At 62.0% G+C, this 14,357-nt stretch carries 14 protein-coding genes; 6 read left to right on the top strand and 8 right to left on the bottom strand.

Translation table 11 applies throughout. The features are described from left to right. Positions 1-2: 2 nt before the first annotated feature. The 3 genes from LDN75_RS18160 to LDN75_RS18150 form a co-directional block, all read right to left on the bottom strand. Complete coding sequence (locus LDN75_RS18160) at positions 3-2,252, bottom strand: RNA degradosome polyphosphate kinase (protein ID WP_223934036.1); 2,250 nt, start codon at positions 2,250-2,252, stop codon at positions 3-5. 105 nt (positions 2,253-2,357) lie between these two features. Then, positions 2,358-3,338, bottom strand: a complete 981-nt coding sequence (mshD, locus tag LDN75_RS18155) for a mycothiol synthase (protein WP_223934034.1) — start codon at positions 3,336-3,338, stop codon at positions 2,358-2,360. Positions 3,339-3,615: 277 nt separating this feature from the next. Further along, positions 3,616-4,314, bottom strand: coding sequence for a response regulator transcription factor (locus LDN75_RS18150; protein WP_216925061.1), 699 nt, complete (start codon positions 4,312-4,314; stop codon positions 3,616-3,618). 262 nt (positions 4,315-4,576) lie between these two features. On the opposite strand from LDN75_RS18150, the gene LDN75_RS18145 reads away from it, so the two are divergent. From LDN75_RS18145 to LDN75_RS18120, 6 genes are all read left to right on the top strand, one after another. Then, entirely contained in the window at positions 4,577-5,311 is a 735-nt protein-coding gene (locus tag LDN75_RS18145; protein WP_223934032.1) for a permease, read from the top strand. Positions 5,312-5,478: 167 nt separating this feature from the next. Continuing rightward, the gene (locus tag LDN75_RS18140; protein ID WP_223934030.1) at positions 5,479-6,078 is read left to right on the top strand and encodes an FABP family protein; all 600 of its coding nucleotides are present in this window, start codon (positions 5,479-5,481) and stop codon (positions 6,076-6,078) included. 57 nt (positions 6,079-6,135) lie between these two features. Continuing rightward, positions 6,136-6,858: a flavodoxin family protein gene (locus LDN75_RS18135; RefSeq protein ID WP_223934028.1), complete on the top strand. Its 723-nt coding sequence runs from the start codon at positions 6,136-6,138 to the stop codon at positions 6,856-6,858. A gap of 39 nt (positions 6,859-6,897) precedes the next feature. Continuing rightward, positions 6,898-7,983: a folate-binding protein gene (locus LDN75_RS18130; protein ID WP_223934026.1), complete on the top strand. Its 1,086-nt coding sequence runs from the start codon at positions 6,898-6,900 to the stop codon at positions 7,981-7,983. Further along, positions 7,980-8,414: an ankyrin repeat domain-containing protein gene (locus LDN75_RS18125; protein ID WP_223934024.1), complete on the top strand. Its 435-nt coding sequence runs from the start codon at positions 7,980-7,982 to the stop codon at positions 8,412-8,414. The genes LDN75_RS18130 and LDN75_RS18125 overlap by 4 nt, the downstream gene beginning before the upstream one ends. A gap of 64 nt (positions 8,415-8,478) precedes the next feature. Beyond that, positions 8,479-9,993, top strand: a complete 1,515-nt coding sequence (locus LDN75_RS18120) for a DHA2 family efflux MFS transporter permease subunit (protein ID WP_223934023.1) — start codon at positions 8,479-8,481, stop codon at positions 9,991-9,993. 104 nt (positions 9,994-10,097) lie between these two features. Here the strand turns inward: LDN75_RS18120 and LDN75_RS18115 are convergent, their stop codons facing one another. From LDN75_RS18115 to LDN75_RS18095, 5 genes are all read right to left on the bottom strand, one after another. Then, a complete protein-coding gene (locus tag LDN75_RS18115; protein ID WP_223934021.1) occupies positions 10,098-10,847 on the bottom strand; it encodes a GNAT family N-acetyltransferase in 750 nt (249 codons plus the stop codon). A 9-nt stretch (positions 10,848-10,856) separates the two neighbouring features. Next, positions 10,857-11,882 carry an ATP-dependent 6-phosphofructokinase gene (locus LDN75_RS18110; protein WP_223934019.1) on the bottom strand — a complete coding sequence of 342 codons (1,026 nt, stop codon included), beginning with the start codon at positions 11,880-11,882 and terminating at the stop codon, positions 10,857-10,859. 206 nt (positions 11,883-12,088) lie between these two features. Next, positions 12,089-12,337, bottom strand: coding sequence for a PspC domain-containing protein (locus LDN75_RS18105; protein ID WP_223934017.1), 249 nt, complete (start codon positions 12,335-12,337; stop codon positions 12,089-12,091). Positions 12,338-12,368: 31 nt separating this feature from the next. Further along, on the bottom strand, positions 12,369-12,794 hold the full coding sequence (locus LDN75_RS18100; RefSeq protein ID WP_223934015.1) for a hypothetical protein: 426 nt from the start codon (positions 12,792-12,794) through the stop codon (positions 12,369-12,371). 1 nt (position 12,795) lies between these two features. After that, positions 12,796-14,301 (bottom strand): PspC domain-containing protein, encoded by a 1,506-nt coding sequence (locus tag LDN75_RS18095; RefSeq protein WP_223934013.1) that lies wholly within the window; start codon positions 14,299-14,301, stop codon positions 12,796-12,798. Between the last annotated feature and the right edge of the window lie 56 nt (positions 14,302-14,357).

The raw sequence follows: 14,357 nt of genomic DNA, 5'->3' as shown, positions 1-14,357 counted from the left end.
CCCTACCGCCGGGCCGCTGCACGCTGGCGGGACCGGGAAGCCAGTAGCCAGGACTGCATGTCCAGCAGGGGTGTGCCGTCCTCGTCAAGGTGGTGCCTGGTCCAATGGCCCTGGTTGTCCAAGTGCCAACTAGCGGTGCCGTCGTCCACATAACGGTTCATGAGGTCCACGACCGTAGCGGTGTCTTCCTTGCTGGCCAACTGTACGAGCGCTTCAACACGGCGGTCCAGGTTGCGGTGCATCATGTCTGCGGAGCCGATGTACACCACGGGATCTCCACCGTTGGCAAAAGCAAAGACGCGCGAGTGCTCCAGGAACCGGCCGAGGATGGAGCGGACCGTAATGTTTTCGCTCAGTCCCGGTACACCGGGGCGGAGGGAGCAGATGCCACGGACCACCACGTCCACCTTCACTCCTGCCTGTGACGCACGGTAAAGGGCGTCGATGATGGCTTCGTCCACCATGGAATTGACTTTGATCTGGACCCGGGCAGGAACGCCAGCGCGGGCGTTGCGGATCTCCGCTTCGATCCTTTCGATCAGGCCGGCACGGACGGAACGTGGCGCCACGAGCAGCCGCTTGAACGTGGACTTCGGCGCGTATCCGGAGAGCTGGTTGAACAGTTTGGACAGGTCTTCGCCCACTTGCTCGTTCGCGGTGAGCAAGCCGAGGTCCTCGTAGTAGCGGGCCGTGCGCGGGTGATAGTTGCCCGTGCCGATGTGGCAATAGCGGCGCAGGCCGTCCACTTCCTGCCGAACCACCAGTGACAGCTTGCAGTGGGTCTTCAGGCCCACAATGCCGTACACCACGTGCACGCCTGCTTGTTCCAGCTTCCGGGCCCACGAGATGTTGGCCTGCTCATCGAATCGTGCCTTGATCTCGACGAGTGCCAGGACCTGCTTGCCGGCCTCGGCAGCATCGATCAAAGCGTCAACGATAGGGGAGTCGCCCGACGTCCTGTACAAGGTTTGTTTGATGGCCTGGACCTTGGGGTCCGCGGCAGCCTGTTCCAGGAACGCCTGAACCGACGTGGAGAACGAGTCGTACGGGTGGTGGAGCAGGATGTCCCGGCGCCGCATGGCGGCGAACACGTTGGCTGCCTTGGACGTTTCGGACTCGTTGAGGTACCGGGACGTGTGCGGAACATGCTTGGGGTAGTGGAGGTCCGGGCGGTCAATGGCGCTGATCGCAGAGAGTCCACGGAGGTCCAGGGGCGCCGGTACGGAGTAAACCTCCGATTCTTCAACGCCAAGCTCCCGGATAAGCAGTGCTTTGATGTTCGGGTTGATGTCCGTAGTGACTTCCAGGCGCACGGGAGGACCGAAGCGCCGACGCAGGAGTTCCTTCTCCAAGGCCTGCAGGAGGTTTTCGGCGTCGTCTTCTTCTACCTCGAGGTCCTCGTTGCGGGTGACGCGGAAGGTGTGGTGCTCAAGGACTTCCATGCCGGGGAAGAGCTTGTCCAAGTGGACGGCGATGACTTCTTCCAAAGCGATGAAGCGGGCAACACGGCCAGGGATGGCACCTGCGCGCGGGCCGTCCACGGAGATCAGGCGGGGCAGCTGGTCCGGAACCTTCACACGGGCAAAGAGTTCCTTGTCGCTGATGGGGTTGCTGACGATCACCGCAAGGTTCAGCGAGAGGCCGGAAATGTACGGGAAGGGGTGCGCGGGATCCACGGCAAGCGGCGTCAGGATTGGGAAGACCTTCTCCTGGAACATGATGCTGATCCGGTGGCGGGCATCTTCGTCCAATTCATTCCAGTGCATGATGTGGATGTGCTCGTAGGCCAGGGCGGGACGGATCTGTTCGGCGAAGACCCGTGCGTGGCGTTCCTGGAGCCTGTGCGCCTCCTCGCCGATCTGCTCAAGCACCTCGATGGGGCTCAAACCGGCAGGGGAGGGAACAGCGAGTCCGGTGGCGATTCGCCGCTTAAGGCCAGCCACGCGGACCATGAAGAATTCGTCGAGGTTGGAGGCAAAGATCGACAGGAAATTCACGCGTTCCAGGAGGAAGAGGTCAGGATCCTCTGCGAGCTCCAAAACGCGGGAGTTGAATGCCAGCCAGCTGAGCTCACGGTCCAGGAAACGGTCGGGCGAGATGTCGCCTTCAGGCTCCAGGCTCGGCGCAAATTCCGGGATGTCAATGCGGTCCTGGGTGGCTCGTGAAGCCGGCACTTCCGATGATCCGAAGCGTGGGGGCAGCGTGGCGCCCTTCGAGGTGGATCCGGCGGTGCCGACGGGGTCCGGCTGCATTGGGGTTCTCCTAAGCTCAGGACTGGGGTTTCCTCCCACATTACAAGCAATTTCAGTGCCCGAATCCAAGAAGTCCCCGGCTTTCCTTGCGGCGGGATGCTGACGTTAATTCTTGGTTAAAGGTGCATACATCACATCGGTGTCCCAGCGGACGAAGCCAAGCTTCTGATATAGGGACACAGCGGCCTGATTGTCTGCGTCGACATAGAGCATGACGGCGTGCAGGTCCTTGTCCTGCAGATACTTGATTCCGGCCACAGTGAGCGCTTTACCCAAGCCAAGGCCCTGCGCTTTGGGCGTCACACCCACAACGTAAACCTCGCCGATCGCGGGATGGGTTCCTTGCCGGGGGTGGACTTTGGTCCAATGGAATCCCAGCAGTTCGCCTTCATCGTTGACGGCCAGAAGGAAACCGGCCGGATCAAACCAATCTTCGGCCTTGCGGGCCTCAAGATCGGCACGCGTCATTGAACCCTGCTCAGGGTGATGCGAGAAAGCCGCGCGGTTGGCCGCCAGCCAGGCCTCCTCGTCCTGTCCAGGCACGAAGGCGCGCAGTGAGACTCCGTCCGGAAGGCCGGCGTCGGGCAGCGCGGAGGTGGAGGACATCAACCGCATCTTCCAGAGTTCGCGCGCGGGACCGTAGCCAAAGCGCGTTGCCAGCTCCGCAGCGGCCTCGTGGTTGCCATGGGACCATGCACTCAAGCCGTCAAAACCGCGTTTGCCTTCCAATGCCTCCAGCAGGCGGACCGCCACGCCTTGGTTGCGATAGGTGGGGTGGACGGCGAGCTCCAGGACGTCCGTTGTTCCTGATGGGCCAGGCGCTTCAACGACGACGGCGATCCCCGCCAGATCTTCCGCAGTTGCTGGATCTGAATCCTCGTCCGGGGCGTAAAGGGCGAGCGACAGGACGGAATGGTCGCCAGCATCGGCGCCACGCAACATCACCATTGTCTGTTCGGACAGGGGAGGGTTTCCATCGGATTCCTCGGCAGCCGCAGCGAGGGTCCTGAAGTCCTTGAGGAGTTCGGGATCGAGGGCGCCGGTGACGAGCAGTACTGGCCAGGTCTCGGGGTGCGCGTGACTCATGATGTAAGGCTATACGTCCGGGGCAAGCCGTGTAATTTGAAGTCCCCCCGAAACGGCTGTAGGCTCGTTATCTCGTTCGGCTTTGCGGTTTGCCGCTTGGGTAACGTAGCGCGTTAGTCAACACTGCAAGAGTCAACGCAGGGGGGATCCACCAGTGGGGTGGCCTCGATACGTTCGACCCGTATGTCCTCCACCAGAAATCGGAAGAGGCCAGGATTCGTGTGAATCCTGGCCTCTTCTTTCGTCTGTATACCCGAGTGTTCAGTGGGTACGGAGTTTATGCCTCCGAGAGTTCGTCATCCGGGAGCCTGACCAGTGTCAGGCGGTAACCGACGTTGCGGACCGTGCTGATGAGATTCTCGTGGTCAACGCCGAGCTTGGCGCGAAGCCGCCGAATGTGCACGTCTACTGTGCGGGTGCCGCCGTAGTAGTCGTAGCCCCAGACTTCGGTGAGCAGTTGCTGGCGGGTAAACACGCGGCCGGGGTGCTGGGCAAGGTATTTCAGGAGCTCGAATTCCTTGAACGTCAGGTTCAAGGGTTGGCCGCTGACGCGGGCCGTATAGCTCGCTTCGTCGATGACGACGCCGGCAGCGCGGATCTCCGTTTGCGTTTCCTCTTCGCCTGGAACAGCGCGGGCCATGGCCAGACGGATTCTGGCTTCGACCTCGGCAGGGCCTGCTGAATCCAGCACGATGTCATCCACTGACCACGCAGAGGACACGGCAGCCATGCCGCCCTCGGTAAGAATCAGCATGAGCGGGGCGCTGAGTCCGGTGGCCTTCAGGAGCTGCGTCAGCGAGCGTGCCCCCACCAGGTCCTTGCGGGCATCCAGGAAGACGATGTCCGTGGGATCGGTTTCAAGCAGCGCGGTTGGTTCTGCCGGGAGGATGTGAACGCGGTGGTTGAGCAGCTCAAGGGCAGGCAGAATGTCCACCGAAGAGCCGGTGCTGTTCGTCAGGAGCAGGATGTGCGACATAGTTCCTCCAATGGGCTGTACGCGCATCATCGGGCGTCGAAACCGGAGTTTCACCGGCCGGTCACGGCAGCTGGCAAGCCTCTGCCCGTTGTAACGGGATCAAGGCAAATACTGTGCGCCGTTGAAGTCCGAGTATACCCACCCAGACCCCGCCAGTCAGGGATTCGTGACGGGCCACCACCGGAATTACGACATATTCGTCCGCCATAAGGCAGGATTGTCGGGAGGTCGTAAGGCGCATCGAATTGAGGTCGGGCACACAGTGAAGTCTTGGAGCATCGGGGTATTCGGACTCGTGGCGCTCGCAGCCATCGTGGCCAGCACCTTCGTTTCCCGGGAAGCCATGGTGGGCGTAGGCATTGCCGCGTCGGCGGCTGTGGGGCTTGGGTGGCCCCATTTCCTTGCAGTCCCCGCCAAGAAAACGCTGGCCTCCGTTATCGCCTTGGCCGGTGCCGGGTCCGCCGTTACGGCCGCCTATATACCGGCCCCTGGATTCCTGGATGGTACCCCCGCCTTTATTGCCTTGGGCGTGATGGCGGTGTTCATCATCCAACTGGTTAGGGGCACGGGGCAGGCCCAGCGCCTGGAATCGACACTCGGCTGTTGTGCGGGTGTCCTGTTGAATTGCCTCGGTGCGGGATGGGTGGCCGGAGCCCGGTTCAACGGGGTCAAGGAAATGGTCCTGGTTGCCGGGTTGAGCGCTGCAGTGGCTCTCCTGGTGGGCATCATCCGATGGCCTGACCGGATTGTGGGTCCCCTCGGCATCGTCATGGCCGGTCTCATGGGCCCCTTGGCCGGACTTGTTTTTTCCGACATCGCAGTGCTGCCCGCTGCGCTGGTGGGCGTCGTGGTTGGCTCAGTCCTTGTGTGTTTCCGGCGTATGACAACTCTCAGGCGCGGGCGGCTTAACATTGCCGCCGCTGTGGGAATGGGCGTCGCGCCGGTGTGGGCTGTAGGAGCCTTGGCCTACTTCATAGACAAACTACTCATCTACTAACGGTTAGGATTGCATCATGTCTGTACTCGCATTTGAAATCTTCTTCCTCGTTCTCCTTGGCCTGGCAAGCATTGCCATGGCGTGGTTTGCGGGTTTCGTTGTTTACCGCCTTTTCAAGGGCCAGAAGTAAAGCCTTCTGATCCTGCAGTCCAAAAGAGGTAGTCGTTGTGCCTATTGAGATCCCAACAGACCTGACGCCTGAACTCGTCCCGCTTTCCTGGCTCATTGGTGAGTGGGAAGGCCGCGGCCGGCTTGGCACCGGTGATGAGGATTCGGAGCATTTCGTCCAGCACGTTTCCTTCACCCATAACGGTCTGCCGTACCTGCAATACAGGGCCGAGACCTGGATCAGCGACGACGCCGGCGCAAAGTTGCGCCCGCTGACCGTTGAAACCGGGTTCTGGGCCTTGGAGCGGAAGCTGCAGGAAGGCGACGGTGGTCCCGGGCTTATCCCGGCGGACATCGTTCCTGTGCTCAAGACCGCCGATGAGGTTGAGGAACGCCGCAACAAAGAAGGCGGCTTCGATATCTCGGTGTCAATTGCCCATCCTGGCGGAATCACGGAGCTCTACTACGGCCAGATCAAGGGTCCGCAAATCCAGCTCAGCACGGATATGGTGATGCGGGGCAGCCACTCCAAGGAGTACACCGCCGCAACCCGGATCTTCGGCCTGGTGGACGGCAACCTCCTGTGGCGCTGGGATGTTGCGGCCAACGGCAAGGCTTTGGAAGCTCACGCTTCGGCGTTCCTTCACAAGGTTTCCTGACGCCCGGCACGGGGTCTCACTGAACGTTCCACACGCAAACCAGCAAAGGAGCAGCTAGTGAATAACCACCTCAAACCGGGAGGCTACGAGGGACTCAAGGCCGTGTTCTTCAACGGCACCTTGAAACCTTCCCCGCAGCTCAGCAACACCGATGGGTTGATCCGGATCAGTCGCGGCATCATGGAAAAGCAGGGCGTCACTACCCGCCTCATCCGGACCGTCGACCACGATATCGCCAGCGGCGTCTATCCGGATATGCGGGAGCACGGCTGGAAGACCGATGAATGGCCGGAGATCTATCCCCTGGTTGCTGAGGCCGACATCGTCGTGGTTGCCGGTCCCATCTGGCTGGGCGACAACTCTTCGCAGACCAAGAAGCTCATTGAGCGTCTGTACGCCCACTCCGGTGAACTGACTGACAAGGGACAGTGGGCGTTCTACCCGAAGGTGGGCGGATGCCTCATCACGGGCAATGAAGACGGCATCAAGCACTGTTCCATGAACGTGCTTTACAGCCTCCAACATATCGGCTTCACTATCCCTCCCCAGGCAGATGCCGGATGGATCGGTCCCGTGGGCCCGGGACCCAGCTACCTGGATGAAGGGTCCGGCGGTCCGGAGAGTGATTTTACTAACAGGAACACCACTTTCATGTCCTGGAACCTCATGCACATGGCCCGCCTTCTCAGGGAGGCCGGGGGCATTCCCGCCTACGGCAACCTGCCGGAGGAATGGAAAGCGGGCACCCGATTCGACTTCGAAAACCCGGAATACCGCTGATTTCGGAATACCCCCGAGCCTCAAGGACTTCTACTACATATGACTTACAAGAGCCCCCTGTTGTCGCGCCCTGGCGCTGTCGAGGATACTGGCCTGGATGCCGGCGTCGCGGCCCACTACGGCGAGCCCCTGCGGGAGCAACGCGCCCTGGCAACCGGTACCGCCGTCGTCGATCTTTCGCATCGCGGCGTGGTGACAGTGTCCGGGCCGGATCGGCTCAGCTGGCTCAACACGCTTTCATCACAGCAGGTAACCAACCTCCAGCCGCGCGTTGCCAGCGAACTGCTGCTGCTTAGTGTCCAGGGCCGCATCGAGTTCGATGCACGGGTCATTGACGACGGTGAAACCACGTGGTTGATCGTCGAGGCCGAAGAAGCGGCACCGTTGGCAGAGTGGTTGAACAAGATGAAGTTCATGCTGCGCGTGGAGATCACCGATGTCTCCGGGGAATGGGCAGTCCTTGGCTCCACGAAGCCCGTGGAGAAGCTGGCCGGTTACTTGGTATGGGAAGATCCGTGGCCGCACGTAGGACCTGGCGGTTATTCCTACAGCACCGTGCCGGAGGAATCGCATCCCGGGCTCGAACGCCCGTGGTTCGAATACCTCGTCCCGGCACAAGAGCTGGAAACAGCCGTCGAAGGCTTGCCGCTGGCTGGCGCCAGTTCCGCCGATGCCCTGCGGATCGCCGCGTGGCGGCCGCGCCTCGGTGCCGAGACGGATGATAAGACCATTCCCCATGAGCTGGACCTTATTCGCACCTCCGTTCACTTGAACAAGGGCTGCTACAAAGGCCAGGAGACCATCGCACGCGTGCACAATCTGGGCCACCCGCCGCGGCGCCTTGTTTTCCTGCAGCTGGACGGCTCGCAGCATACGCTTCCGGCTGTTGGCAGTGTTGTATTTGCGGGGGAGCGCAAGGTGGGTACTCTGACATCTGTGGCGCAGCACTTCGAGATGGGCCCAGTGGCTTTGGCTGTCATCAAGCGCTCCGTTCCGGCGGATGAAACCTTGACGGTCATGGACGGCGAGGAGCCTTACACCGCAGCCCAGGAAGTGATCGTCGCCCCCGACGCCGGCCAGGTCGTCGGGCGCCAAACCGGATTCCTGAAGGGACCCCACCGATGAGCCAACCGAGTCACAGCACTGGATCCGAAGCCGACTCTGCCAACGGCGAATTGGGCGCCGACGACGAAACAGTTGCCTTGGCCCATGCGCTCTTCGACGCCGCCCGCGAAGGCAACACCGACATGCTTCGAAGCTACCTGAACGCCGGTGCCCCTGCCACGCTCACCAACGCTTCCGGGGATTCCCTCCTGATGCTCGCTGCCTACCACGGGCACGAGGAAACGGTGCAGCTGATTCTGCATCACGGCGCCGACGTGAATACCCCCAACGACCGGGGACAGACGCCTCTTGCCGGCGCGGTATTCAAGGGATACACCGGCGTCGCCCGGGCGCTGCTGGACGCAGGAGCAGACCCCGACGCCGGAACCCCCACCGCTCGCGAGGCGGCCAAGATGTTTGCCCGGGCCGAAATACTGGCCCTCCTCGACTAAGAGCCATGTCGTGGGCCGTTTGGAGGAAAACGGGCTGGTTGAAGCACACACCAGAAGGAATCCCTTGGAAAACGTAGCCAAGCCCTGGCCGGCGCTGTGGTCACTGGTCATAGGCTTTTTCATGATCCTCATCGACACCACCATTGTGTCGGTCGCGAATCCGCGGATCATGGAGGGCCTTAACACGGATATCAACTCCGTCATCTGGGTTACCAGCGCCTACCTTCTGGCCTACGCAGTGCCTCTCCTCATCACTGGCAGGCTGGGTGACCGTTTCGGGCCGAAGAACCTGTACCTGATCGGCCTGGTGGTCTTCACTTTGGCTTCGCTGTGGTGCGGCCTCTCCGGCGAGGTCACTTTGCTGATCGCCGCGCGTGCGGTTCAAGGATTCGGCGCGGCCATGATGACGCCCCAGACCATGGCAGTCATCACGCGTATCTTCCCTCCGGACCGCCGTGGCGCCGCCATGGGACTCTGGGGAGCCACAGCCGGCATGGCGGTCCTGGTGGGTCCTATTCTCGGCGGTGTCCTGGTGGACGGCCTGGGGTGGGAATGGATCTTCTTCGTCAACATCCCTATTGGCATTGTCGCCTTCGTCATGGTTACGCGTTTCGTTCCGAAGCTGACTACACACAGCCATACGTTCGATGTGATGGGCGTGGTGCTATCCGCCGTCGGGATGTTTCTTTTGGTCTTTGGCATCCAGGAAGGCCAAACGTACAAGTGGGGAACGGTCACGGGTGCCGTTACCGTGTGGGGCTTGATCACCGCAGGTCTTTTCGTCCTGGTTCTCTTTGTCCTCTGGCAGTGGCTCCTTGGCCGTCGCGGCGGGGAACCGCTGCTGCCGCTCGGTTTGTTCAAGGACCGTAATTTCTCCCTGGGCAACACCACCATCATGGTTGTCGGCTTCACAGTGACAGCGTTCCCGCTGCCCACCATCTTCTACTACCAAGTGGTGCGCGGCCTGACCCCCACCCAATCAGCGCTGCTCATGATTCCCATGGCAGTGATCTCCGGCGGCTTGGCACCCCTGGTAGGCAAGCTGATCGACCGTGCCAACCCGCGCTGGTTCGCATCCTTCGGCCTGGTTTGCCTTTCAGGAGCTCTCTTCTGGACGGCTTCACTTCTTCGCCCGGATACTCCCATTTGGATGTTCCTGCTTCCCAGTGCCCTGCAGGGTGTTGCCAACGGCTTCATTTGGGGGCCGGTATCCAACGCAACCACGCGAAACCTCGAACCACGCCAGGCCGGGGCCGGTTCTGGCGTTTTCAACACCACCCGCCAGATCGGCGCAGTCCTTGGATCGGCGGCCATTGCCGCCCTGATTCAGGCCAGGCTTGCGGCCGGATTGCCCGCTGCGCCAGCCGGAACTCCGGCCAATGAAGCGTCCATGAACGGTGTCCTGCCAGAGGCCCTGCACGCAGGATTCTCGACGGCGATGAGCCAGTCGATCGTGCTGCCCGCCTGTGCGATCCTCCTCGGAGCTGTGGCGGCCTTGTTCTTCGCCAAGCCTAAGTCCGTTGAAGGCTGGGGCAGTGCTGCTTCAAAGGGGGCTCCTCAGGAAACTGTCCGGAAGTAGCGTGGCAAACGGCCGGGACCAGCCCACTTTTGGCTGGTCCTGACCCGGACATATGGGCAGGACTAGTGCTAGCCAAGACCAAAGCTGGGCCGGTTCGGTTCTTGTCAGCCGAGCAGCACGCTCGCATGGAGTCCGCCAGTGGCGAATCCCAAGCTACGCGCCATTGCCAGCGCGCCGCTGTTGCTGACATCGGCCTTCCACTGGAGCGTCAGTCCCGCCGCCAGGGCTTCGTGGGCAGCGATCGATGCAGCCAGCGTTCCCAGGCCCCTCCGACGCCATGGGGGTGCTACCAGGACGCCCATGTTGGCCAGGATTCCCTCCCACTCGGAGTAGGCGCCGCACGCCACGGGAGTGGGTTTCTCTTCTTCGGGATGCATGATGGTAAAGCGGTGCTCAAGGGCTTGCAGGCCCACTTCATTGACGTCATCCGGAGGGCACAGCCCTTCCAACGCGATCGCCTCCGGGTTTCCTCGCGAGACAGTGAGGTCTTCGGAGGGTTGATTGAGCGGGAGATCGTCGGCGAAAAACAGGGCTGAGGACCCAAGGCCATGTCCACCATGCGACCGCGTGAGGGTCAGCAGCGTGACGTGCTGGGCAAGTTCGGTGTCAGGAATTTCAGCGGCTGCATCGAGGACCCATTGGGGCCCAACCAGCGCTGAGGCACCAAAAAGGCGCAGGAAAACAACCGCCCGCGCCGACTCATCGGCGCGGGTGATGCGGTTTGAGGGGTCGCTGGGGTCCGCCGATGAAGTGGTGACCCGGGCGGCAGCGGTGGCGAAAGCATGGTCTTCGAACCCCAAATGGCGAGCCCACGCCAGCTGGACAATGGCAGCGGACGTGGGCTCAAGAGTCATGGATTCAGCCTAGCCGAACAGCACCGACGCTTCGTCGTAGCGGTGCTGTGGAACGGTCTTGAGCTTGCCAAGCGCTTCTTCAAAGCCAACGTGGGAGATATCTGTCCCCTTGAGGGCCACCATGGTGCCCCAACGGCCCTCCACCACTGAATCGATGGCCGCCATGCCCAGACGGGTGGCCAGGACGCGGTCATAGGCAGTCGGTACGCCACCCCGCTGGATGTGGCCAAGAATAGTGGCGCGGGTCTCGATGCCTGTGCGTGCTTCGATTTCCGGTGCGAGCTGGTCTGCGATTCCACCCAGGCGAGGCCGGCCAAACGTGTCCAGCCCGCGTTCGGAGTGGGGAGATTCCATGTGGTCCGGAACGAAGCCCTCAGCTACCACTACCAGCGGCGCGCGGCCACGGTCGTGGGCTTCCTGGACCCATTCAGTGATCTGCTCGATGCTGACGGTCTGTTCGGGGATAAGGATGGCGTGCGCGCCAGCGGCCATTCCCGCATGCAGGGCGATCCATCCGACGTGGCGGCCCATGACCTCGGCGATCATGCAGCGGTGGTGGGACTCACCCGTGGTGCGGAGGCGGTCGATTGCTTCGGTGGCGATTTCTACTGCCGTATCGAAGCCGAAGGTGTAGTCCGTTGCGTCGAGGTCGTTGTCCACGGTCTTGGGAACCCCGACAATTTTCAGACCGGCATCGGTGAGCCGTTTTGCCGCCGCCAGCGTGCCTTCGCCACCAATTGCGATGATGGCGTCAATGCCCAGGCGTTCCATGTGGGCCTTGATGACATCCGGGCCGCCACCGTTTTCAAACGGGTTGGTGCGGGAGGTGCCCAGGATGGTGCCGCCCTGCTTGGCGATACCGCGGACCAAGGTGCGGGGGATGTCGATGACATCACCTTCCACAACGCCGCGCCAGCCGTCCTTGAAACCCACGAACTCCTGGCCGTGGATTGCGATCCCCTTGAGGACGGCTCCCCGGATTACTGCGTTGAGTCCGGGGCAGTCGCCACCGCTGGTAAGAATGCCAATTTTCATGTTTGCTCACTCATGGCTTGGAGGAATACGTGTAGAGCGCCACGCTGAGCTCCCAACGATTGTAGACGTGGATGTGGGGTGGGACACAAATGGTTACCTTCGAACCCGGCGTGCGGTATTGGAAATATCTCCGAAAACAACGAAAGCGCCCCGCTGCTGCGGGGCGCTTTGTGTCGCTGGCGTCGAAGTCGCCAATCGGTATGGGACTACCGGGAACGCTGGCTGATGAACGATTCCAGCGCTATCTTGTTGCTCTGATCCGGCAGGATAAGCCAGGCGAGGATATAGAACACCAAGGCTGGCCCGGGCAACAGGCAGAAAAGCAGGAAAGCTACCCGGACATATGCCACGTCCACGTTGAGCTTCGCTGCGATACCACCGCAGACGCCACCCAACCAGCGCTGGGGTCCACGCTTCAGGCCGAAGCCCCTGACGATGCTGAAGAACTTGTCCATGGCTACAGACTTCCTTGTTGTGGTTGCTTTGTCACGTGCCGGCACCCTTGCGGGCGGCGAGCAGCCCTCCGATGACCAGGGCCGCGCCCGCACCGATCATGAGGCCGATCAGCACATACGTTCCGTCCAGGACCACCCAACCAAGGGTGGAGATGATCAACAAGGCGGACAGGGCAATCACAATCAAGCCCCAAACAACGGTGCCGATCCGCGCGTTCTGTGGTTCGTCGTCGCCGATGTTCCGTTCGCCTTGGTAGCTGGGTTCCAGCGGCGGCGTGAGGGGTATTGGCTGCAGCCTCGGTGTAGGAGCAGGCTCCTGCGGCCTAGCTTCCCGTGGCAGGGCTTCGGTTGGCTTGTTGTTGTTTTCCTTGGTGAACGGACCGGTGTCCAGTGGATTCTTGGCGTCACTGCCGGTTGCCGCTGCTTCGCGTGCGTTGCTTGGCTCGTTCGTGCTCATGTCAGTTTCCTTCCCGGACGGTCACGTTGCTGAAAGTGCCATCGATCTTCACCACGAGGTTGGCCCCGGGCTTGTCGGCGTTATAGACCGTCCGCTCGTCCTGGAGCCGACCGCCGCGGTCCGTGCCGTGTTCGTTGAGGTTGCCGAATGTCATATCCGCCCTGACCTCGACAGGGACGTCGTCAGGGATGATGACCGTGACGTTGCTGAAGGTGGCGTCCACGGGGACCACGATCTCGGTGATCAGCGGAGGCGTCAGGTCCAGGTCGCCCAGATTCACTGTGCCCTGGCCGCCGGTGACGTCGACGCCTTGCCGCGCCTGCTCGATGCTTACGGGTGCCCAGTTCACGTCATGGAACGCGAAGCGATCGCCATTCCTTGGGACAACGTTGAAGATTCCACCGATGATCAAAGCCACTACTGCCAGGAAGCCGAGGAAACCGGCGGTCCGTCCCCGCAATCCTGCGATGAGGATGCCCAAGCCCAGTACGGCTGCGCCCGTAGCCCACACCACGGCGTTGGCTGCGTTGCCGAGATCGATGATGTTGCCGGTGTCCAACGCTTTCAGTGTGCCCCCGGCCAGCAGTGCCACACCCGCAGTGACCGCTACTATCGCTGGCCCGGGACCCTTGCGTCTGGCGCGGGGAGGCTTGGGTTCACCGTTGTGAGGCTGGCCGCTAAATGGCTGGCCGCCCTGGGGCGGAGTGGGGCCGTAGGGCGGCCGCGTGCCTGATGGCCCATAGGAACCAGCCACAGGCTTGGTGCCTGGCTGGCCTGGGCCGTACACCGGCACGCCGCTATTGGTCCCGGGAACAGTGTTGGTCGCGGTAGCGGCGGGGGTTCCGCCAGCTGTGGGGGCTCCGTAAGCCGTAGCCGTTCCGTAGGAGGTGGAAGCAAAGTTCTGCTGGTTCATGGGTTGGGCGATCTTGGGGCCTTTGTTTCGTTGCACCAGGAAGTAGATGAGGTAGATGACGGCGCCCATCCAGAAGAGCGTCCACAACAGGCCGGGAAGGCCGTTCCAGCCCCAACCCCAGAATCCGCGGCCCAGGCCGGGCAAGCCGATAATCGTGGTGATCAACGCACCGGTCATGCCGCCCGACCAACGCCCTGCCGCTGCTTCCTGAACGTGGATGCGGCCGTCAGGTTCAGGCAGCAAGGCCCACGCCAGGCCGTAGAGGAGGACGCCAATGCCTGCGAAGAGTGCCAGGACGATGAAGATGCCCCGAACAATGAGGGGGTCGATGCCGAACCGGTGGGCCACTCCGCTGGAGACGCCACCAATCCAGCGGTCCGGCCCGCGGCGGATGCCCTGGCTGCGGATCCAGTCGAAGAAGTTCTGCTGGGGTGCAGTAGGGAGTACATCGGGACCGGCATCGGAAGAAGGATAAGAGCGAGGGGAAGGTTCCCCGGGGGCGCCGGCGGAGGCACCAGCGTTGGCGCTGGAATCAGGCGTGCCGGCGTTGCCAGGCGTTCCCGATCCCTCTGGGTTCATGCTGTTCGCGTTCATACTTCGATCCTGCCGTCCGGGATCCCTTGCCCTCTACTGGGGGATACCCTGAATGA

The sequence above is a fragment of the Arthrobacter sp. StoSoilB5 genome (assembly GCF_019977235.1).
Lineage (GTDB): Bacteria > Actinomycetota > Actinomycetes > Actinomycetales > Micrococcaceae > Arthrobacter.
Note: the sequence above shows the minus strand (reverse complement) of the source record. Positions and strands in the feature narration are given on the sequence as shown.

Coding starts and splice junctions, on each gene's coding strand:
- LDN75_RS18150 (WP_216925061.1), bottom strand. CDS start 4,314: ATGTCGCACATCCTGCTCCTGACGAACAGCACCGGCTCTTCGGTGGAC.
- LDN75_RS18115 (WP_223934021.1), bottom strand. CDS start 10,847: ATGACTCTTGAGCCCACGTCCGCTGCCATTGTCCAGCTGGCGTGGGCT.
- LDN75_RS18095 (WP_223934013.1), bottom strand. CDS start 14,301: ATGAACGCGAACAGCATGAACCCAGAGGGATCGGGAACGCCTGGCAAC.
- LDN75_RS18100 (WP_223934015.1), bottom strand. CDS start 12,794: ATGAGCACGAACGAGCCAAGCAACGCACGCGAAGCAGCGGCAACCGGC.
- LDN75_RS18130 (WP_223934026.1), top strand. CDS start 6,898: ATGACTTACAAGAGCCCCCTGTTGTCGCGCCCTGGCGCTGTCGAGGAT.
- LDN75_RS18110 (WP_223934019.1), bottom strand. CDS start 11,882: ATGAAAATTGGCATTCTTACCAGCGGTGGCGACTGCCCCGGACTCAAC.
- LDN75_RS18105 (WP_223934017.1), bottom strand. CDS start 12,337: ATGGACAAGTTCTTCAGCATCGTCAGGGGCTTCGGCCTGAAGCGTGGA.
- LDN75_RS18125 (WP_223934024.1), top strand. CDS start 7,980: ATGAGCCAACCGAGTCACAGCACTGGATCCGAAGCCGACTCTGCCAAC.
- LDN75_RS18160 (WP_223934036.1), bottom strand. CDS start 2,252: ATGCAGCCGGACCCCGTCGGCACCGCCGGATCCACCTCGAAGGGCGCC.
- mshD (WP_223934034.1), bottom strand. CDS start 3,338: ATGAGTCACGCGCACCCCGAGACCTGGCCAGTACTGCTCGTCACCGGC.